Origin of the sequence: Lentilactobacillus sp. Marseille-Q4993 (genome assembly GCF_951230165.1) — a bacterium.
Taxonomy (GTDB): domain Bacteria; phylum Bacillota; class Bacilli; order Lactobacillales; family Lactobacillaceae; genus Lentilactobacillus.
The window spans coordinates 66,064-86,096 of the sequence record NZ_CATNVB010000006.1 but is presented as its reverse complement, the minus strand read 5'-3'; the positions used below and the strand labels follow the sequence as shown (position 1 = coordinate 86,096).

Genomic DNA, 20,033 nt, shown 5'->3' with positions numbered 1-20,033 from the left:
TTGAGAGAACGAAGTTCTCTTATGAATATAGTGTGGTGGCGATAGCCAAAAGGATACACCTGTTCCCATGCCGAACACAGAAGTTAAGCTTTTGCACGCCGATAGTAGTTGGGGGATCGCCCCCTGCAAGGGTAGGACGTTGCCACGCGATTTTGGAGGATTAGCTCAGCTGGGAGAGCATCTGCCTTACAAGCAGGAGGTCACAGGTTCGATTCCTGTATCCTCCATCATTGAGCCGTTAGCTCAGTTGGTAGAGCATCTGACTTTTAATCAGAGGGTCGGCAGTTCGAGACTGCCACGGCTCATACAATTAAATATTAAGCGCATAATATTTATTATGCCGACTTAGCTCAGTTGGCAGAGCACCTGTCTTGTAAACAGGGGGTCGGAAGTTCGAATCTTCTAGTCGGCATTTTGCGGAAGTAGTTCAGTGGTAGAACATCACCTTGCCATGGTGGGGGTCGCGGGTTCGAATCCCGTCTTCCGCTTGTTATGCCGGGGTGGCGGAATTGGCAGACGCACAGGACTTAAAATCCTGCGGTCAGTGATGACCGTACCGGTTCGATCCCGGTCCTCGGCATATTATGCACCCATAGCGCAACTGGATAGAGTGTCTGACTACGAATCAGAAGGTTGTAGGTTCGACTCCTACTGGGTGCATTCTCGGGAAGTAGCTCAGCTTGGTAGAGCACCTGGTTTGGGACCAGGGGGTCGCAGGTTCGAATCCTGTCTTCCCGATTGATAGCTAACGCTATCATCACATTATCATCATCGCGGTGTAGCTCAGCTGGCTAGAGCGTCCGGTTCATACCCGGGAGGTCGAGGGTTCGATCCCCCCTGCCGCGATATAGGTCTTGGACCTTTAGCTCAGTTGGTTAGAGCAGACGGCTCATAACCGTCCGGTCGTAGGTTCGAGTCCTACAAGGTCCATTGACTCAACCTTTGTTGATGTTCATTTTTATATTTATTTTGGAGGATTACCCAAGTCTGGCTGAAGGGAACGGTCTTGAAAACCGTCAGGTGGGTCAAACCACGCGAGAGTTCGAATCTCTCATCCTCCTTTTATTATCGCGGGATGGAGCAGTCTGGTAGCTCGTCGGGCTCATAACCCGAAGGTCGTTGGTTCAAATCCAGCTCCCGCAATTACATTGGTCCGTTGGTCTAGTTGGTTTAGGACGCCTGCCTGTCACGCAGGAGATCACGAGTTCGAGTCTCGTACGGACCGGTTTTGGCTCGGTAGCTCAGTCGGTAGAGCAATGGATTGAAGCTCCATGTGTCGGCAGTTCGATTCTGTCCCGCGCCACTTTAATTGAATATTTTATTATGCGGGTGTAGTTTAGTGGTAAAACCACAGCCTTCCAAGCTGTTGTCGCGAGTTCGATTCTCGTCACCCGCTTTTTCTGGTAAATGGGCCTATAGCTCAGCTGGTTAGAGCGCACGCCTGATAAGCGTGAGGTCGATGGTTCGAGTCCATTTAGGCCCATCTTTTGGAGAAGTACTCAAGTGGCTGAAGAGGCGCCCCTGCTAAGGGTGTAGGTCGCGTAAGCGGCGCGAGAGTTCGAATCTCTCCTTCTCCGTTTTTTTATGACCCGTTGGTCAAGTGGTTAAGACACCGCCCTTTCACGGCGGTAACATGGGTTCAAATCCCGTACGGGTCATTTTGATTTACATTATATATATTATCGCGGGATGGAGCAGTCTGGTAGCTCGTCGGGCCCATAACCCGAAGGTCGTTGGTTCAAATCCAGCTCCCGCAATCATGGTCCGTTGGTCTAGTTGGTTTAGGACGCCTGCCTGTCACGCAGGAGATCACGAGTTCGAGTCTCGTACGGACCGTAGGTTACAAGCTATAGTGTTATAGCTTGTTTTTTTTGGCATTAACGTTTACAATTGCAAACGTAATAAGAGAATAATTTAAGAATCATGATGCATTGGGGGTAATAATATGAAACAAGAAAATAATCAAATGCACGAAATGAATCACCACATGTCTAATTCTCACGACATGCATAGTGAAGATGAACACATGAACTCTAGCCACCATATGATGATGGATATGGGTGAATTGTATCGCAAATTGTGGATTTCTCTAATTTTAACTGTGCCAGTTTTACTCTTATCTTCTATGGCCGGTATGCACTACGCGACGATTCGTTTCCCAGGTTCACCAATTGTTTTGTTCGTAATTGGAAGTATCCTGTATTTTTATGGTGGTCAGCCATTCTTTAGCGGTGCTAAAGGTGAACTAATGAATAAACGGCCTGGAATGATGGCGTTAATCACAATGGGAATTACTGTAGCGTACGGGTACAGTGTGTACGCTGTTATTTCAAATGACTTGATGGGGATCACCCCTAAAGTTGATGAATTTTTCTGGGAACTGGCGACGTTGATTGATATCATGTTGATTGGTCATATCATCGAAATGAAATCAATTGATTCTGCAGGCTCCGCTGTTGATTCCTTGGCAAAATTGTTGCCAGATACTGCGAGAGTTAAAAGAAACGGTTCTTTTGTAGAAGCAAAACTTCAAGAGTTAGTAACAGGTGATATTGTTCAAGTTAGGTCTGGTGAATCAATTCCTGCGGACGGTACAATTGTAAGCGGCGAAACGACAATTAACGAGGCGTTAGTAACGGGTGAGTCGCAGGCAATTTCAAAGACAATTGGAAGTCAAGTAATAGGAGGATCAATTAATAACGATGGGACGATCGAGTACCGGGTTGATCACATCGGCGAGGACAGTTATTTGAACAAGGTTCAAAGGCTAGTAGCTAATGCATCTGAGAGTAAGTCAAATGCGCAAACGTTGGCTGATAAGGTTGCAGGATACTTATTCTACGCAGCTTTAACAATTGCTATCGTGGCGTTTGTTGTCTGGGTCGTAATAGGTGGTCTGAACAAAGCCTTACCAATTGCCGTCACCGTTTTGATTATTGCATGTCCCCACGCATTAGGCTTGGCCATTCCGTTAGTTATCTCTAGATCAACAGGAATTGCCGCTAAACACGGCCTCCTCATCAGAAGCTCACGGGCCCTTGAAGTGACCAAAAAGGTCAAATATGTATTGATGGATAAGACTGGAACCTTAACTGAAGGACAGTTTAAACTAAATGAACATCGGAGTATGAGCGATAATTACACAGACGACGAAATTCTTCAATTATCTGCCGGTCTCGAAGAAACGTCCAGCCATCCGTTGGCCAAGGGTGTGCTAGCCGCGTTTGATGAAAGTGGTCTTAGTCAAATCAAAATGGATAATATTCAGCAAATTCCTGGTTACGGAGTTGCTGGCAAGTATAACGGTCATGAGTACAAGCTAGTTTCAGTTCAGTATTTTGAAAGCCATAACCTTGAATATGATAGACAATTGTTTGATGAGTTAGCAGGTGGAGGCAGTAGCGTTAGTTTCCTTCTTGATAATGAAGAACCAATCGGGGCAATTGCTGAGGGAGACAAAATCAAGCCGGCCTCAAAGAAATTGGTTGATTACTTGCTTCAACAAGGCATTACGCCGGTTATGTTGACTGGAGATAACCAAAAAATTGCGGATCAAGTTGCTAATAAATTGGGGATTAAAGATGTTCGGGCGCAATTGTTACCAGAAGATAAGGAAAAAATGGTAATGGAATTTCAAAAGCGAGGAGTTACGGCGTTTGTTGGCGATGGTGTGAATGATGCGCCAAGTCTGAGCAGAGCGGATGTAGCAGTAGCAATCGGTTCTGGGACTGACGTTGCAATTGATTCCGCTGACGTTGTTTTGGTCAATAGCAATCCACAGAACATCATTGATTTTATTGAATTAGCAATTAAAACTAGTCGGAAAATGATTCAGAACCTTTGGTGGGGAGCTGGATATAATATCATCGCATTACCACTAGCTGCTGGAATACTAGCCCCAATCGGGATTCTGCTAAACCCAATGGTCGGAGCTGTGTTGATGTCATTGAGTACCGTTGTCGTTGCCCTTAATGCTTTAACCCTCAAGGTTTAATTGGTGGCAAAACAGTCAAAATGAGTTAAAATATACATTATCATTTAGAAAGAAAGGGTGTTTGAAATGGGAAAATATATTGTCCATTCAACTCTCCGTCCTTTGGGAACTCAAGTAATGAACCAAACGGGTGGCCATTCATACTTAGCCGATGAGCCAGCGGTTGCCAAGGGAACGGATGCTGCCCCCAACCCAGTGCAGTACTTACTCGGGGCAGTTGGAAGCTGTATGAGTGTTACTGCGAGAGATATTGAGAATAGTGAACCTGACTTAACGATTAAAAAGTTTAAAGTTGATGTGACTGGAGAGACTGCCCATTACCAAGACGGTAGTTCAAAGGTGACTCACATGACAATCAAGTTGACGGCAGAAACTAATCTGTCTGCTGAGGATCAACACTTTTTTATGAATGAAGTTGTTAGAAAATGTACCGTTCATGCTTCACTAGAAGGCTCGGTTCCAATGGATATTGAGTTTGCGGAATAAACTGAAAATGAATGGATAGTTAAAAAGGATCAAGCTCTCGGTTGAGAACTTGGTCCTTTTTTGTTACTTGATATAAGCGCGAGTGTAATCATGTTCACCTGCAACGTGATACATTACGCCTTTGAGTTTTGGATTGACTAAGTGAGTTTCACTAACGTAGTAGAGGGGAACCATTGCGGTGGTGTCCTGTAATCGTTTCTCGGCATTTCGCATGTCGCGCCAGTAAGATTTTTCACTCTTAGCGTTCGTTTTGGCTTGATTGATGATTTGCTGGTATTTCTTGTCATAATACTGACCGGAATTCATTGGGGATCCCTTGGTAAAGACCCCGAAGTAGTTAATTGGATCAGCGTAATCGGCCAACCAATACCACTGACTAATATCAAAATCACCATCTGTCTTTTTATTTTGAAGGCCCTTATCTGGTAAGTTCTGAATTGAAACTTCAAGACCAGGTAGCTTTCGTTCGAGTTGGCTTTGAATGTATTGGGCAATTTCCTTAGTTATTTCTTGGTCGTCACCAACCATTCTCAGTTGAATTTTATTTTTACCGGTTTCCTCTAAGCCAGTCTTCCACAGTTGCCTAGCTTTCTTAGCATTAGCTTTGGTACTTGTCTGCATTTCGGCACTAAAATCTTTGCCGGTAGTTGGATCAGTTGCAACCCCGGGAGAAACGAAACTTGATGCCACCTTAGAACCATCCGCCAGAATTTTATCAGCAATGGTATCTTTATTGATTGCTAAGTTGATTGCTTGTCTTAACTTCTGGTTTTTCAAGGGAGCATTTTTCCGTTGGTTCAATTGAAGGTAGTATGTCCATGCTCGTTTAACATGGATCGCGTCCTTGTCTTTGGCTGAGCCCCGGGCAACAACACCAGTTAATGTTGCGTCATCCAGTTTGTTTTGGCTAAACAATGATTTAGCAGTGTTAGAGTCCTTAACGATTCGGTAGTTGATTTGGCTAAGTTTGATTTGGTGCTTATCGTAATAATACTTATTGCGGGTTAGTTTGTAACTGTCATTAACTCCAGTCCAACCAGCGACTTTGAATGGTCCGTTCGACACAAACGTTTTGTCACTTGAAGCAAACTTGTTGCCCGTTTTTTTAACCATTGCTGTATTTTGCGGGAGAAATACGGGCATTGTCACTAACTGATTGAAGGCGGGCATTGGGGCGTCTAAATCAATCTGCAACTTGTGTTTTCCAAGCGCTTTGATTCCCAGTTTAGAAACGGGGAGTTTCCCAGCTGCAACCTTGTCAGCGTTCTTAATCCCTGAGAAAACGTAACTGTATACAGGTTCTAGCTTTGGATTAACTGCTCGTCGCCAAGCTGTCACAAAATCAGTAGCCGTGACGTCCTGGCCGTTACTCCATTTTGCATCTTTTCTAATATTAAACGTATAGGTTTTACCGCCGTTGGTTGGCTTTACTATCTTTGTGGCCATTGCGGGAGTTGGCTGATTCTTTTTGTTTAGTTTATAGAGGCCCTCACTGGTGTTTTGCAGAGTATTAAACTCAGGGAGAGTAGCATCGCGGGAACTGTCAAGCGTAGTTAGGTTACCGGTCTGCATTAGGGTGATCTCCTGCTTTTTACCTGCCGGTTCAGACCCTCTCTGGCTGCATGCTGCCAAAGCAACCCCGACAGTGACGGTGGCAGCGGCGATTAGGATTGTTTTTTTCATGATTATCTCCTCATCCAACATTGATAAATTAATTTTAACGGTATTATCGCTATAATGCAGTAATGTTGCTCACAACAAAAAATAGTTCGGCTTATTAAGCATGCTTTAATTACATAAACAAGAGGATAACTAGGTAAATTAAAAAAATAGCGATAATTTCATTTTTTGAAATTATCGTTACTTTATTGCTTTCATCCAAATCCTTGCTACACGCAATAACCAGCAGGACTGGACGACGCCTTTACCCAAAAATTAAACTGCCCGATAAGTCGCTTCATGGCTCGAAAAACTAGGGGTGTTCTTATATATCTCTGGCATCAATAGGTTGTTATCCTTACGCCAAAGTTCATATTCGGATGCAGAGTCCCAAGTTGTTAGTAGTACCCGCTCATTAATATTATGATGAGCGTTCATTGAGTACATGGACTTCATTCCGTTTGGAAGGATATCACTCATAAGCTTATTGACCCGAGCATCGAAAATTTTCTGCTGATCAGCGTCTAAATCAAGGGTTATAAAACTAATAAATCCCTGCCATAAATCAGTGCCGATATGACTTAGCACTTCATACTGAACCGGTGATTCGAAAACTGACATTTCTCCTGAATAATCCAACATCATTACGTGGTTCTCGTTGTTTAGTGATGTGTAGGTCTGTAATTTTTTGTCTGGGTATTTCTCCTTGATCCGGTTGATTACGTCCTCACTTCCGAACGTAACTGCAATTTCTCTAATCATCCAAACCACCTCCAATTTCACTTTCAACTTCAATTATATTGTTAAATTTATGAATAACCAAATATTTAAGCTCATTTTGAGCTACCATGAATACATAGGAAATTTGAGGAGGCTAACTATGAAATTAACGGTTTTAGGATACTTAGGTGGTTTTCCCGATCACGGAGACGGGACCAGTAGTTATCTAATTGAATCAGCTGGATTTAAATTATTGGTGGATTGTGGGAGTGGGGCTCTCCTAAGTTTAGAACAGGTGGTAGATCCTTTAAGCCTTGACGCAGTCTTATTGACGCACTATCACAATGATCATATTGCGGACGTCGGAGTATTACAATACTACTGGCAATTGCACCCAGAGCGGCCAAATAAGGATGTCTTACCGATTTATGGTCACACGCTTGATCAGGAGCATTTCAATTCGCTTGATTGGCCAAATTCGACACAAAAGGTGGCTTATGATCCTAGTGGAGTCCTTGATCTAGGACCGTTTTCAATTACCTTTTCAAAAACGGAACATCCAGTTCCTGCCTTTGCCACCCGAATTGTTGAAAAAGCCACTGGCAAGGTTCTTGTCTTTACAGCGGATACCAGATACTTTGAGGATATAACTGGATTTTGCCAGGATGCTGACTTATTGATGACGGATACTAACTTCTTTGCTGACAAACAGGGACAAAAATGGCACATGACTTCAGCTGAGAGTGGCAAGTTGGCGAGGGATGCTAAGGTCAAGAGCTTGTTAATGACTCATTTGCCCGCAAAGGGCGACATGAATCAGCTGATTTATGAAGCCCAGCGAGAACTTCCAGAAAACGTGCCGGTTGAAGTAGCAAGTACCCATCTTGAAATCGAAATATGAAAATAAAACTAACTTTTTAGTAAAAAGTGTGAACCTTTTGTGAAAATCACCATTCAGATTGTTTTCCCAAATATAATTTACTCATAATCTAAATCATAAGGGGAAATTAATATGACAGTTGAATTTTATACCACACCAAGTTGTACATCATGCCGGAAAGCCAAAAGTTGGTTAGACGAAAACCAAGTTCCTTATCGTGAAAGAAATATTTTTGCTAACCCATTGACTAAAGATGAATTGAAGAAGATTTTGATTCTTTCAGAGGAAGGCACAGAAGGTTTGATCTCAACTAGGTCATTTGCGTTCAACCAATACCGTGATAAGTTAGCTGATATGACGATTGATGAGTTGTTAGACTTGCTATCAAGCCATCCTGAAATGATCAGACGACCAATCATGGTCGATAACAAGCGATTACAAATTGGGTTTAATGATGATGAAATTCGGCGCTTCTTACCTCGCCATATTCGCAAGGTTGCATTAGCTCAAATGATTGAGAATGCTCAGTAACCATGAGTTGATTAATTGCACAAAAAATGAATTAGCCGTATCATTTACATGACAGGTATTAGTGGTACAATATATTAATACCAATTGACCTCAGATCCGAAAAGGGGTGGCTAACATGGAAATGGAACGGATTAACGAGAATACTATTCGGGTTCTCATTGGTAACGATGATCTAGATAAGAGAGGCATCACTGTTTTGGATTTGCTGGGTAACCACAAGCAAATCGAAAGCTTCTTTTATAGCATTCTAGAAGAAGTTGATGAAGACCACCAATTTCAAAATAACGACGCCGTTACGTTTCAGGTTCTCCCAAACAAGAACGGTCTCGAATTATTTATTAGTAAAGATGTCGAGCTTAATGATGATGATTTGATTTCAGAGCATGATGACAATGGCGATAAAAAACGTGACCACGTGTCAAAATACGTTGATAATCATCCAAAAGAAACGACTGAAAGCCACGTGAGCGAATCTGATGAGTTTGGCCATCAAAAACACACTGTGATTTTTGAATTTGCCAAACTTGATGATTTTATCAATTTAGCTAAGGCGCTTAGGCTAGAAAATGGGACATCTGACCTGTACCTTTACAAAGATAAATACTATTTGAAATTAACGCTCTATAGTAGCGATCCAGTTGATATTACTGTTTCTGATGAAATTGCAATTGCGTATGAATACGGAAGCAAGTCGTCAGTAACTGAAGATGTTATCAACGAATATGGTAGTTTAGTGATGGAAAATAGTGCGTTAGAATTAGCGCGACACTATTTTAGGTAGGTACAAATAAACGGTAGCGAGTCCAGTTTGGACTCACTACCGTTTATTTATAAGTAAGAGGCTTCTGTTAAAACAATTTGACGGGTTCCAACACTATGGTTGGGGTCAAATCTTCATACTTAACAACCAACTTCTTGTCTTGATACTTCAGTCCTAACTGGCTATCTTCAAGGATTTGATATGAAACTCCATCACGAATACAATTTTTAATAAACGATTGAACATTGGCTGGTAATCCAAACCGGTCAATGTTTTTTTCTTTTCGCAATTGTTTGTGTTGTTTGGCAAGCTTAGTCGCATATTCTACTAAACTATCATTTTTTATGTGGGAAGCTAGCTTAGCAGCTGGGGTTGAAGCCGGATTGGCTACTCGGTCATTCATTTTATTGATTAGCGCAAGCTCCCTCGAATCAAATCCGAGTTTGGTACCAGTTTGGAGAAAGTCTTCGAAGATAGCTCGCATTCTTTCCTCCAAGGCTGAATGACTATTTGGATCTTCGAGGGCAACCTTATCGTTGTAAGAAAATGATTGCTTGAGGTCCGCCGAAATTGTCGATTCGTTGACTGGTAATGTGATCAAATAGGCTAGCCATTTTTTGACAAAGGCCATCGTTTCGGCACTAACCCCGTTTGCATCGAAGGGATCGTTGTCAAAAACGCGGAATTCCAAATAATTGATACCTTTTTTAGGATATTCAGTGAAGTGGTTTTGGCCACGCATTCTAACGGGGCCGTAAAACTCAGCTGGTGAGTATAATCGGTGAGTTTCAATTGCGTCTTCAAGGGCACTGATTAGATGATCCATGCTGGAATAAACGCCAACGTTGACCTTATCTTCTGGATTATTGACATACCCAAGGCTACTATTACGGATACTCCTAACTGGGTGAGTAAGTTCAGATTTATGGGTTAAAAAACCTTGCTCAAAGATTGGACTGGCACCGAATAAATATGTCAGGACATAACGGTGCAACACAAAGTTTTGAATTAGCTGGAAGTAAAAATCGTTTTTAAACGCAGTGAAATCAGAATACTCTGGTTGATAAGCGCTGAATAAGCTTTCCAAAAAAGGCTTGGAAACACTGAAATTAATATGGACACCGGTAATGATTTTTTTAGGGATACCATACTTATCAGTTAGGTAATCTCGGTATTTAGCGTAGGCCGGGCGATAAAAATTGTCATCAATAAACTTTATGTCACTGGCAGATAAAATTGGTGGCATGCTCAGTGGCCAAATAACTTCGTCTTTTTTTAAGTGGTCGCACAAAACATTCTGAATGGCGTTCAGCTGAACAGCTGTGTTATGAACACGAGAATGGGCATCAGATATGATTTCATTTTGAGATTCGGCGAAGTCTGATTGTAGGTAAGGGTGAAATAAGCGGGAGCCTAATTCGGTTGGATAGGGATACTTACTCAGGGTACCACTTTCTAATAACCGGTGTTCTTCAACTTCGACACCAATCAAACTTTCCCTTAAGTCTTTTTCGAGGCCAAGTGCTTTAATATTATCAAGAATGTTCTCAATCATGAGAATCCCCCACTCGTTTTCGTTTACCAATAATTATAACTAAAAACAAAAAAATTAACAGTTTTGACCTTAATTTGCGGAACTAATTAAGTGAGGTGATTTAAGTGTTAATTGCGCAAAAAGGAGGCCAACTTATTAATGCGGCCGATGTTGATGGTAGTGGTGAGTTTTATTGTCCTGAGTGTGGCAAACCAGTTCGATATAATCGGGGCAATAAAAAGGCAGCATACTTCAGCCATATTGCTAATTTAAGCACGATGAATTTGGAAAATGAAAGTGACCAGCATTACGCTGGTAAAATGCGAATTGCTGCCGCCTTTTCAGAGATAGGTAGGGCTGCCGAAACCGAACGGGTCTTTAGCACTACTGGTCAACGAGCGGATATTTATATCCCAGGTAATCATTTAGTAATTGAGTATCAGTGCAGTGAGGTTTCTCAGGAAAGTGTTGATCAGCGAAGCGGGGATTATCGTGGTGAAAATCTGAGCGTGATTTGGATTTTAGGTGATCCGTATTTGGTAAAGAAACTATGTAAATCAGTTGTTGCTAAATTTGCCAGGTATAAACCCAATTTAGGGATGTATCTGATCTATTACTCTGACCGTAGTGACAGGTTCGTGGTTCGCCACAACATTCAGGAATTCGCTGGCAATTTGTGTTGGCAGACGGCCACGTTTGGTGAGCTTGAGAAATTGATCAGATTTTGTGATAGATTCGAATCAGCAAGGACAGCTTTGCCTGAACGAAGTCACTGGTTGATTCGTAAACAAGCTGAACAACTATATCGAAATGTGGTCATGAAAAACCAAACATACCTTGGTTTAATCAACTTATGCTATGCTCACCATCTAAACTTAATGGGTTGCCCTATTATTTGTCATTCGCCAGCCCGATATAACTTGCCATTATACCGCCATACGGAGCTTTCAAATCGAGTTAGGGTCTTAATCAATCTAATTGATAGTGATAGTCAAGTAACAACGAATCTGGCGCTTGATGAGCTAGTAAAAGAGATAATTGCTGAGGATGGATTTCACTTCTCGCAAATAAAAAATTATCAAATGCTATACCGACTTAATCTTCAGGAGTTCATCACCGATTTAAGGGATTTTGGATTTCTTAAATACACAATTGATGGGATAAAGTTAGAATGTTCTCCGAAATGGTTTAGAAGTTTTGATGAAAAACGTAATGCGTTAAGCCAGTAGTCCGATTATGTGGTAAGTTATTACTAACTTAGTTTTTAAGGAGGGTATTATGGCAGACGTAAAAGAATTACCATTACGTAAGGATGTTGATCCTGAGTTAACCTGGGATTTAACTACCGTTTATCAAGATGATTCTCAATTCGAACAAGACTTTAATGAGCTCGAAAGGGAAGCTAGTGATGTTGAGTCGCTTAAAGGGACTCTTGGTGAGAGTGCAGGTAGCCTGCTCACAGCTACTGAAAGAATATATGCTGATTTTAGAAAATTAGAAAAGGCATATGTATATAGTCAATTGAAGAATGACCAGGATACTAGTGATGATAAGTATCAGGGGATGAACGCCCGAATGGGAAATTTGGCTGCTAAGTTGTCATCAGCAACCTCATTTTTTGAGCCGGAATTGTTATCAGTTGAAGAAAATAAAATCAATCAATTCTATGATGACGAACCCAAGCTAAAGCTTTATAAGCGAGCATTCGATCAAATTTTGTCGAAACGTGATCATATTTTAAGTAATGAAGTTGAATCGGTTTTGTCCCTTTCGTCAGATATCTTTAGTTCCGGTGAAAAGACATTCGGATTACTGAATAATACCGACCTTAAATTCCCAGTCGTTGAAGATGAAAACGGCGAGAAGATGGAATTATCTGAGGGAGTTTATAGTGTTCTACTTGAATCAAAGGATCAAAGTGTTAGAAAACAAGCTTTTCAAAAGTTATATGAAGTGTATGGTCAGTTCCAACACACGCTGGCATCAACGTTAACAACCAACGTTAAGACCCATAACTTTAACGCAAATCTTCGGCACTATGACGATGCGTTGTCAGCGGCATTATCAAACAATGAGATTCCAAGTGAAGTTTATACTAACTTAATTAAAGGAGTAAATGACCATCTTGATTTACTTCATCGATATGTAAACCTCAGAAAGAAAATTCTGGGCTTGGATGAAATGCACATGTACGACTTGTACACGTCGTTAGTTGGAGACCAGTCACCTCGATATACGTTTGAAGAATCAAAGAACATTTCACTTGATGCGCTTAAAGTATTAGGTGATGACTACGTTTCTCACGTTAAAGAAGAGTTCAATGGCCGTTGGATCGACGTTGTTGAAAGTAAGTATAAGCGTAGTGGGGGATACTCATCCGGAACATATGATACCAACCCATTCATCCTTCTAAACTGGAAGGATAACCTAGATAACTTGTATACCTTGATTCATGAAACTGGTCATAGTATGCACAGTTATTACTCCCACCATAATCAACCTTACGTTTATGGTGACTATTCAATTTTCGTGGCGGAAATTGCATCGACGACTAACGAAAATATTCTGACTAGCTATTTACTTGATGATCCCAACACAGATCCCGAGCTAAAGAAACATATCCTCAATTACTATCTCGATGGTTTTAAGGGAACTGTTTTCCGTCAAACTCAATTTGCTGAATTTGAACAGTTTATTCATGAAGAAGATGCCAAGGGAGTCCCTTTGACGGCCAATCATTTAAACGAGTTTTATAGACAACTCAATGAGAAGTACTATGGTGATGGCGTTATCTCTGATCCAGAAATTGCCTTAGAATGGTCAAGAATTCCTCACTTCTACTACAATTACTATGTATATCAATATTCAACTGGATTTGCGGCGGCATCAACTCTTAGTGATAAGATTCTTAATGGGACCCAGCAAGACGTTGACAATTATCTTGGCTTCTTGAAGGCTGGGAGTTCAGACGTTCCTGTTGAAGTTATGAAACGGGCGGGCGTCGACATGACGAAGCCGGATTACTTGAACAAAGCATTTGCAGTGTTTGAAAAGAGATTAACTCAATTTGAACAGTTATTTGAAAATAACTAAATAATATCCAAAAGCGGCGACCCTTAACAGAATGGGGCGCCGCTTCTTATGTATATAGTGGGTTTTTTGGCCAAAAAAAAACGACTCTTGGGGGGCCGTTTAAGTATCTCTACTTTTGTGATAATTGGTTTGATTCGGGATAATTAAAAATCTGACAACCAGAATGAGCTGATAAACTAGCAAAGTGACGACGTGATTCCTGAATACTTGATTGGCAATACTTAAATAGTGAATCGTGGTCGAAATCTTTGATTAGTACACCTTCACTTCCAAGCTCGTTGTTGAATACAACGGCCGAAGGTTCAGATACATTCATTTCGTTGGCAGTTTGCTGGTCAGACCTGAATGTTTGACGGGCAAGTTCTGATCTACGATCGTCGAGGAACATCTCACTATCGAGGTGACACGCTTCGGCGACTTCTTCAACGAGTTCGCTACAATAACTTCGCGATTCTTCAAACAATTTTTCTTGAAGAGTTAGCAGGAAATTCCGGCCACGTTTTTGACCTTGGAACGAAGCTGCTTTATAATCAAGCACCGTATTGAATATCAGTTCTTGTAGCGACTCACCTGAAGTAATCTCGTGTTCTTGATTCAACACCTTGATATTGACAAGGGGGACGAAATGAACACTGATGTTTTCGTTTAGTTCTTTGGAAAGTTCGTTGATTGCCCTCTCATGTTGGTAGCACCGACGGCTTAGAGGATCAACGAACAGATAAATTTCTAGTTTCATGATTTCCTCCGATTACTTTCTCAGTGATTTATTACTAAAACAAAGGATAACAGAATTATCATCAAATACAATATATTTGCATTGTAGATGCCGTTACATTTTGGTTACAGCTGTAATATGTTAGAATTAAAGGCGGTAAATAAGAATTCGTATGGACAAATAATTGGTTTAGACCAGAATGATTGGAAGTGATAGCTTGATTGAAAATTGGGATGATTTTTTAACACCATACAAGCAAGCTGTAGATGAATTAAAAGTAAAACTCAGGGGAATTCGAGCTCAGTTCTTAAAAGTGGACGGCCGGTCGCCAATTGAGTTTGTCACGGGACGAGTAAAACCCGTTGATAGTATTAAAGAAAAGATGGTTCGGCGGCATATCCAAGAAGATAGACTAGAAGAGGATATGGAAGATATCGCTGGGTTGCGAATTATGTGTCAGTTTGTTGAGGATATATATCAAGTTGTAGATCTACTTCGTAAACGGACGGATATCAATATCTTAGAAGAGCGGGACTATGTGCACAATAAGAAACCGAGTGGGTATCGTTCTTACCATATTATTTTTGAGTACCCGGTTCAGATGATTGGTGGCGAGAAAAAAATTCTTGCTGAAATCCAAGTTAGAACCCTGGCAATGAATTTCTGGGCAACTGTTGAACATTCCCTTAACTATAAATACCAAGGCGAATTTCCGGATCAACTAAAGTCCAGATTGAAGAGTGCTGCTGAGGCGGCGTTTAAGCTGGATGAGGAGATGTCTGAAATTAGGGATGAATTAAGAGAGAAGAAAACCGTAAGTCATGAAGATGTAAGGAAGACTTCAGATGAAAATAGCAGTGTATAGCAATTTAAAGGAGGCGTCGAACAGAGTGTCGGCGTCACTGATCAACAAAATAAGCAAATCTAATAGTCTCGAAATTGATGGTCAAAATCCAGAAATCGTGATTTCAGTCGGTGGTGATGGAACCTTACTATCTGCTTTTCATCACTACCAGGATATTAGTGATTCAATTCGGATGATTGGGATTCATACCGGTCATCTGGGGTTTTACACTGATTGGCGTGACTATGAAGTGCAGGAGCTAATTGATAGTCTTGAAGATGATAATGGGCAAAGTGTAACCTATCCACTATTAGATATTAAGGTAAACTACGCTGATGGCACTCCAGGGGACACTGCATTAGCGCTTAATGAATCGACGTTAAGACAAATCAATGGTTCGCTAGTTGCGGATGTATTTATCAAGGGACAGTTATTTGAAAGCTTTAGGGGTGACGGATTATGTATTTCAACTCCCAGTGGTTCCACGGCGTACAACAAATCTGTGGGTGGGGCAATTATCAATCCGGCTCTGAATGCGATTCAAATGGCTGAAATCTCATCAATTAACAACAGGGTGTTTAGAACGTTAGGGTCACCCCTAATTATCTCCCCGGACGAGTGGATCAAAATCGTACCAAACACCAACGCTAGAACCATTCTTTCGTGTGATCATCAGGTGGTATCGACCAAAACGATTTCATCAGTTGAGTATCGTATCTCCAGTAGAAGAATTGCCTTTGCTCAATATCGGCACCGCCAGTTCTGGCACCGAGTTACTAATTCATTTATTGGTGAGGTAGATTCTGGTGATTAAATTTACGTATCAGTATCATGGTGATGCTCCCATTAAGGTGAGGACGTTCATTATGGCCAACGGCGTGACAAGGACGTTGCTAAAAAAGATTAAATTTCATGGCGGCAAAACTCTTGTCAACGGCAAAGAAGTTTTGGTTAACACGATGATGGGTAAAGATGATGTTGTGACCGTTGTGTTACCGCCGGAACCAGGAAATGACCACGTAATCCCTTCTTTTGAACCAATTGAAGTGGCCTACGAAGATGACAATTATTTAATTGTTAACAAACCAGCTGGGGTAGCTTCCGTCCCATCTCATATATATTCTGAAGACTCGTTAGTGAATCGGGTTAAGGGTTATTTTGAAAGACATGGTAAAAAAGACAGTCGGGTGCATATTGTTACCCGGCTTGATCGGGATACAAGTGGCCTTGTGATTTTTGCCAAGCATCATTTTGCCCATTCTGTGCTGGATAAGAAGTTAAAGGACAGAACGATTCATAAACAATATCTGGCAATTGTAAGTGGGACGATAATTGCACCAACGATTGAGATTCATCTCCCCATTGGGCGGGCAGAGGACTCATTTGTTAAACGTAAAGTAACGAGTGATGGTAAACAAGCCTACACAACGATTATTCCCGTTAAGCGTTATGAAGGGTGTACCTTAGTGAAGGCGATTATTCATACGGGACGCACTCATCAAATTCGGGTTCACATGACGGCACTAGGGCACCCATTGCTCGGTGATTGGCTATATAACGAAGATGATCATCGAATGAGTCGGCAAGCCCTTCACTGTGCTGAAGTTTCGTTTTTTGACCAGTTTTCACAACGGGAGATTCACGTTACGGCGCCCTTAGCCACTGATATGGCGGGCTTTTTAGCTTCAGCGACCAAAATATAGATTCGTTGACATCATTAGATTGACACTTATCATTTAACAATCAGTAGAAGGACATTGCTGTTTTTAATCAAACGGTGACCGTCCTTCTTCGTTTGTTTAACAGAACTTGTCCTGAAAATTCCCACAGCTACGCATTTTGGCTGTGATATAATGTAGTTCGTTTATTAGAGAAAGAAAGAGGATTAAAATGGCAAATCACATCGTACTTTTTGAACCACTCATGCCCGCAAATACAGGTAATATTGCTAGAACTTGTGCCGGAACAGATACAGTCCTAGATTTGATCGAACCGCTCGGATTTAGTCTTGATGATAAGCACCTTAAACGAGCTGGTTTGGATTACTGGGATAAAGTTGAAATTAACCGGTTTAAGAGCTTGCCTGATTTTATGGATAGCGTCGAGAATAAACAAAATCTATTTTTGGTATCAAAATTTGCAAACCAGGACTATACAGATCCTGATTATTCAGATTCGGAGCAAGATTATTACTTCTTATTTGGTAAGGAAACGACTGGTTTACCAGAACCATTCATGCGTAAGAATCCAGAAAAAGCAATTAGAATTCCACAAGATGATACTCATATTCGAGCACTCAATTTGTCTAATAGTTGTGCTATCGTTATCTATGAAGCACTCAGACAGCAAAATTTCAACAAATTGGAAAGGACCCATACGTACGAACACGATAAACTGAAGTAGAGGAGGGGGATACTCATGGCGAAAAAGACTAGCCGAAAGAAAAAGGTAACAAAAAAGAGCACTAAGAAAAAACAGGCTAGTTTTCTAGAAAACTACTGGGTCAACATTCTGGGAATCGTTTTAGCTATTTTGGCAGTGTTTGGTTTATTTGGGGCTGGAATTGTTGGAAGTTTTGTAATCAACCTTGTGCGCTTCTGTTTGGGAAGTGCGTACATAATTGGTCTTGTTCTTGTATTGATTGCAGGGGTGCTCCTAGGAGGATTCGGGCGGATTCCACGAATTGAACGCCGTTATTGGTTGGGATGCTCGTTGGTAATGCTGGGAGTGATTCTCTGGCTAACTTTAAGCCAATATTTGTCTGCTCCCCAACCAGTTGATTTTCTGGGTGCCAATATGGATAAGTTATCCGATGATTTTAAGTCGGCGAACACCACTTCAAATATTGGTGGTGGAATTATTGCTGCCTTTCTGTTTTCAATTTCCAAGGAGCTATTCGGCTCGATTGGAACGGGGATTATTGCGTCGTTACTCATTGTTGCCGGAATATTTGTATTATTTAATATTTCAATGACTCAAGTGTTTTCAGTTATCAAAGGAACGTGTTTAGCACTTAAAACTAAGGTTGATGATATTCGTAAGCAACATGCGACTAAGCAAAAGCAGCAACCAGTAACTAACGTCCCTGTGACTAAGAAGCCAGTTCATGAAATTGAGCAGCCTGTTGATATTGAATCTGACGAAGAAAAACAATTTTCTGCTGATGATATTACCATTTCAGGGATGGAAGTCACCGATGACGATAAGAAGCCGACTGAGAAGGCTAGTAAAGCCAAGAAGCAGGTTGAACCTGACGATGAAGATGACGGGGAAGATGTTTACTTTAGTGATGACAAAGAAGCTGATGACTATCAACTGCCTAGTACTGAATTATTGACTCAAATCGCAAAGGATGACCAGTCCGGCGAGTTAAAGGCAATCGATAAGAATGCCCAAATCTTACAGAAGACGCTGAATAGTTTTGGGGTTAAAGCCCAAATCAAACACGTTAGCCTGGGACCCTCTGTTACAAAATACGAATTGCACCCAGATATTGGGGTCAAGGTAAGTCGCATCGTTAATCTAGCTGATGATATTGCGTTAGCGCTGGCAGCTAAGGATATTCGTATCGAAGCGCCAATCCCAGGAAAATCGCTGATTGGAATTGAAGTACCTAATCGGAATATTGCCACGGTTTCGTTTAGGGATGTTGTTGAGTCCTCGCCAGATATTAAGGGACATGTGCTTCAAGTTCCGTTGGGAAAGGATGTTAACGGCAAGGTCATTACAGCTGATTTAACTAAAATGCCTCACTTGCTGATTGCTGGATCGACTGGTAGTGGTAAGTCAGTTGCTATCAACGGGATTATTACTAGTATTTTGCTTCATGCTAAACCAAGTCAGGTTAAGATGATGTTGATCGACCCTAAAAAGGTTGAACTTGGGGTTTACAATGGGATTCCTCACTTGTTGAGCCCAGTTGTTTCTGAACCTAAAAAAGCCGCCAGAGCCTTGCAGAAGGTCGTGACGGAAATGGAAAATCGATACGAACTGTTTGCTAAATTTGGCCAACGAAAAATCAGTGGGTATAACGAGATGGTTGCGAAGAACAACCGGGAAAATGATGTTAAGGTCCAACCAATGCCCTATATCGTTGTGATTGTGGACGAATTAGCTGATTTGATGATGACCGTTTCTAATGATGTTGAAGCTGCGATTATTCGTCTTGCCCAAATGGGGCGGGCAGCTGGAATTCACATGATTCTCGCAACTCAGCGGCCATCAGTGGATGTTATTACTGGTCTGATCAAGGCAAACGTGCCTTCAAGAATTGCCTTTGCCGTGTCATCGGGAATTGATTCAAGAACCATTATTGATACGAACGGAGCTGAAAAATTGCTTGGCCGTGGGGATATGCTCTTCTTACCAATTGATTCTAATACGCCAATTCGGGTTCAAGGGGCCTTTATTTCTGATCAGGATGTTTCAAAGGTTGTTGATTTTATTACTGAGCAGAAAAAAGCCGAGTATGATGAATCGATGATCGTTACCGATGAGGAAGTTAAGGAAGGTGACGATGAGGATTCTGATGATGACTTGTTTGATGATGCCCTTGAGTTTGTAGTGCAGGAGCAGAAGGCAAGTACGTCGTTGCTGCAACGCCACTTTAGAATTGGGTATAACCGGGCGGCGAGGTTGATTGATGACCTTGAGCAGCGTGGCTATATTGGGCCTCAGGATGGAAGTAGGCCGAGAAAGGTGTATAAGTCAAAGGAGTAAGGTGATGAGGATAGCGATTAATCATTGAGCATTAAATTAAAGTCTGAGGGCGAGCAAACGAAGTGCGCGGCCGAAGAATTTATTTAAGTGAGATGATT

General features: G+C 41.5%; 16 protein-coding genes, 19 tRNA genes and 1 rRNA gene. 32 read left to right on the top strand and 4 right to left on the bottom strand.

Features of this window, described 5'->3' with window-relative positions; translation table 11 throughout:
- The first annotated feature begins 31 nt into the window (after window positions 1-31).
- The 22 genes from rrf to QOW94_RS04005 all read left to right on the top strand — a co-directional run bounded on the left by rrf (window position 32) and on the right by QOW94_RS04005 (window position 4,480).
- Window positions 32-148 (top strand): 5S ribosomal RNA (gene rrf / locus QOW94_RS04110).
- 6 nt (window positions 149-154) lie between these two features.
- Window positions 155-227 (top strand) — tRNA-Val (locus tag QOW94_RS04105).
- 5 nt (window positions 228-232) lie between these two features.
- A tRNA-Lys gene (locus QOW94_RS04100) sits at window positions 233-305 on the top strand.
- A 34-nt stretch (window positions 306-339) separates the two neighbouring features.
- Window positions 340-412, top strand: a tRNA-Thr gene (locus QOW94_RS04095).
- A 4-nt stretch (window positions 413-416) separates the two neighbouring features.
- Window positions 417-488: transfer RNA gene (locus QOW94_RS04090), tRNA-Gly, on the top strand.
- 6 nt (window positions 489-494) lie between these two features.
- Window positions 495-580: transfer RNA gene (locus QOW94_RS04085), tRNA-Leu, on the top strand.
- Between the two features lie 6 nt (window positions 581-586).
- Window positions 587-660, top strand: a tRNA-Arg gene (locus tag QOW94_RS04080).
- Between the two features lie 4 nt (window positions 661-664).
- Window positions 665-738, top strand: a tRNA-Pro gene (locus QOW94_RS04075).
- Window positions 739-772: 34 nt separating this feature from the next.
- Window positions 773-846: transfer RNA gene (locus QOW94_RS04070), tRNA-Met, on the top strand.
- A gap of 10 nt (window positions 847-856) precedes the next feature.
- Window positions 857-930, top strand: a tRNA-Ile gene (locus QOW94_RS04065).
- A 41-nt stretch (window positions 931-971) separates the two neighbouring features.
- Window positions 972-1,061 (top strand) — tRNA-Ser (locus QOW94_RS04060).
- Between the two features lie 8 nt (window positions 1,062-1,069).
- A tRNA-Met gene (locus tag QOW94_RS04055) sits at window positions 1,070-1,143 on the top strand.
- A 7-nt stretch (window positions 1,144-1,150) separates the two neighbouring features.
- Window positions 1,151-1,225: transfer RNA gene (locus QOW94_RS04050), tRNA-Asp, on the top strand.
- A 5-nt stretch (window positions 1,226-1,230) separates the two neighbouring features.
- Window positions 1,231-1,303, top strand: a tRNA-Phe gene (locus QOW94_RS04045).
- A 22-nt stretch (window positions 1,304-1,325) separates the two neighbouring features.
- Window positions 1,326-1,396 (top strand) — tRNA-Gly (locus QOW94_RS04040).
- Between the two features lie 13 nt (window positions 1,397-1,409).
- Window positions 1,410-1,483: transfer RNA gene (locus tag QOW94_RS04035), tRNA-Ile, on the top strand.
- Window positions 1,484-1,489: 6 nt separating this feature from the next.
- Window positions 1,490-1,577 (top strand) — tRNA-Ser (locus QOW94_RS04030).
- Between the two features lie 9 nt (window positions 1,578-1,586).
- A tRNA-Glu gene (locus QOW94_RS04025) sits at window positions 1,587-1,658 on the top strand.
- 25 nt (window positions 1,659-1,683) lie between these two features.
- Window positions 1,684-1,757: transfer RNA gene (locus QOW94_RS04020), tRNA-Met, on the top strand.
- A 4-nt stretch (window positions 1,758-1,761) separates the two neighbouring features.
- Window positions 1,762-1,836, top strand: a tRNA-Asp gene (locus QOW94_RS04015).
- A 109-nt stretch (window positions 1,837-1,945) separates the two neighbouring features.
- Window positions 1,946-3,994, top strand: a complete 2,049-nt coding sequence (locus QOW94_RS04010; protein WP_283678912.1) for a copper-translocating P-type ATPase — start codon at window positions 1,946-1,948, stop codon at window positions 3,992-3,994.
- A 66-nt stretch (window positions 3,995-4,060) separates the two neighbouring features.
- The gene (locus QOW94_RS04005; RefSeq protein ID WP_283678911.1) at window positions 4,061-4,480 is read left to right on the top strand and encodes an OsmC family protein; all 420 of its coding nucleotides are present in this window, start codon (window positions 4,061-4,063) and stop codon (window positions 4,478-4,480) included.
- A 63-nt stretch (window positions 4,481-4,543) separates the two neighbouring features.
- Here QOW94_RS04005 and QOW94_RS04000 read toward each other — a convergent pair whose 3' ends face one another.
- Window positions 4,544-6,163 carry a peptide ABC transporter substrate-binding protein gene (locus tag QOW94_RS04000; RefSeq protein WP_283678909.1) on the bottom strand — a complete coding sequence of 540 codons (1,620 nt, stop codon included), beginning with the start codon at window positions 6,161-6,163 and terminating at the stop codon, window positions 4,544-4,546.
- A 252-nt stretch (window positions 6,164-6,415) separates the two neighbouring features.
- Window positions 6,416-6,901 (bottom strand): monooxygenase, encoded by a 486-nt coding sequence (locus QOW94_RS03995; RefSeq protein WP_283678908.1) that lies wholly within the window; start codon window positions 6,899-6,901, stop codon window positions 6,416-6,418.
- Window positions 6,902-7,019: 118 nt separating this feature from the next.
- On the opposite strand from QOW94_RS03995, the gene QOW94_RS03990 reads away from it, so the two are divergent.
- The 3 genes from QOW94_RS03990 (at window position 7,020) to QOW94_RS03980 (ending at window position 9,051) form a co-directional block, all read left to right on the top strand.
- Window positions 7,020-7,760, top strand: coding sequence for an MBL fold metallo-hydrolase (locus tag QOW94_RS03990; RefSeq protein ID WP_283678907.1), 741 nt, complete (start codon window positions 7,020-7,022; stop codon window positions 7,758-7,760).
- A 111-nt stretch (window positions 7,761-7,871) separates the two neighbouring features.
- Window positions 7,872-8,270 carry a transcriptional regulator Spx gene (gene spx / locus QOW94_RS03985; protein ID WP_283678905.1) on the top strand — a complete coding sequence of 133 codons (399 nt, stop codon included), beginning with the start codon at window positions 7,872-7,874 and terminating at the stop codon, window positions 8,268-8,270.
- Between the two features lie 115 nt (window positions 8,271-8,385).
- Entirely contained in the window at window positions 8,386-9,051 is a 666-nt protein-coding gene (locus QOW94_RS03980; RefSeq protein ID WP_283678904.1) for an adaptor protein MecA, read from the top strand.
- Between the two features lie 67 nt (window positions 9,052-9,118).
- On the opposite strand, the gene QOW94_RS03975 is transcribed toward QOW94_RS03980, so the two are convergent.
- Window positions 9,119-10,585, bottom strand: a complete 1,467-nt coding sequence (locus tag QOW94_RS03975) for a gamma-glutamylcysteine synthetase (protein WP_283678903.1) — start codon at window positions 10,583-10,585, stop codon at window positions 9,119-9,121.
- A 104-nt stretch (window positions 10,586-10,689) separates the two neighbouring features.
- Here QOW94_RS03975 and QOW94_RS03970 point away from each other — a divergent pair, with 104 nt between their 5' ends.
- Entirely contained in the window at window positions 10,690-11,793 is a 1,104-nt protein-coding gene (locus QOW94_RS03970; RefSeq protein WP_283678902.1) for a competence protein CoiA, read from the top strand.
- Window positions 11,794-11,842: 49 nt separating this feature from the next.
- Window positions 11,843-13,657 carry an oligoendopeptidase F gene (pepF, locus tag QOW94_RS03965; protein WP_283678901.1) on the top strand — a complete coding sequence of 605 codons (1,815 nt, stop codon included), beginning with the start codon at window positions 11,843-11,845 and terminating at the stop codon, window positions 13,655-13,657.
- A gap of 109 nt (window positions 13,658-13,766) precedes the next feature.
- Here pepF and QOW94_RS03960 read toward each other — a convergent pair whose 3' ends face one another.
- A complete protein-coding gene (locus QOW94_RS03960) occupies window positions 13,767-14,393 on the bottom strand; it encodes a DsbA family protein (protein ID WP_283678900.1) in 627 nt (208 codons plus the stop codon).
- Window positions 14,394-14,589: 196 nt separating this feature from the next.
- Between QOW94_RS03960 and yjbM the strand changes: the two genes are divergently transcribed.
- The 5 genes from yjbM to QOW94_RS03935 all read left to right on the top strand — a co-directional run bounded on the left by yjbM (window position 14,590) and on the right by QOW94_RS03935 (window position 19,935).
- The gene (gene yjbM, locus QOW94_RS03955) at window positions 14,590-15,237 is read left to right on the top strand and encodes a GTP diphosphokinase (RefSeq protein ID WP_283678899.1); all 648 of its coding nucleotides are present in this window, start codon (window positions 14,590-14,592) and stop codon (window positions 15,235-15,237) included.
- Window positions 15,218-16,030 (top strand): NAD kinase, encoded by an 813-nt coding sequence (locus QOW94_RS03950; RefSeq protein ID WP_283678898.1) that lies wholly within the window; start codon window positions 15,218-15,220, stop codon window positions 16,028-16,030. The genes yjbM and QOW94_RS03950 overlap by 20 nt, the downstream gene beginning before the upstream one ends.
- Window positions 16,023-16,919 (top strand): RluA family pseudouridine synthase, encoded by an 897-nt coding sequence (locus tag QOW94_RS03945; protein ID WP_283678897.1) that lies wholly within the window; start codon window positions 16,023-16,025, stop codon window positions 16,917-16,919. Before QOW94_RS03950 ends, QOW94_RS03945 begins: the two co-directional genes overlap by 8 nt.
- 187 nt (window positions 16,920-17,106) lie before the next feature.
- Window positions 17,107-17,619, top strand: coding sequence for a tRNA (cytidine(34)-2'-O)-methyltransferase (locus tag QOW94_RS03940; RefSeq protein ID WP_283678896.1), 513 nt, complete (start codon window positions 17,107-17,109; stop codon window positions 17,617-17,619).
- Window positions 17,620-17,634: 15 nt separating this feature from the next.
- The gene (locus QOW94_RS03935; protein WP_283678895.1) at window positions 17,635-19,935 is read left to right on the top strand and encodes an FtsK/SpoIIIE family DNA translocase; all 2,301 of its coding nucleotides are present in this window, start codon (window positions 17,635-17,637) and stop codon (window positions 19,933-19,935) included.
- Window positions 19,936-20,033 lie beyond the last annotated feature (98 nt).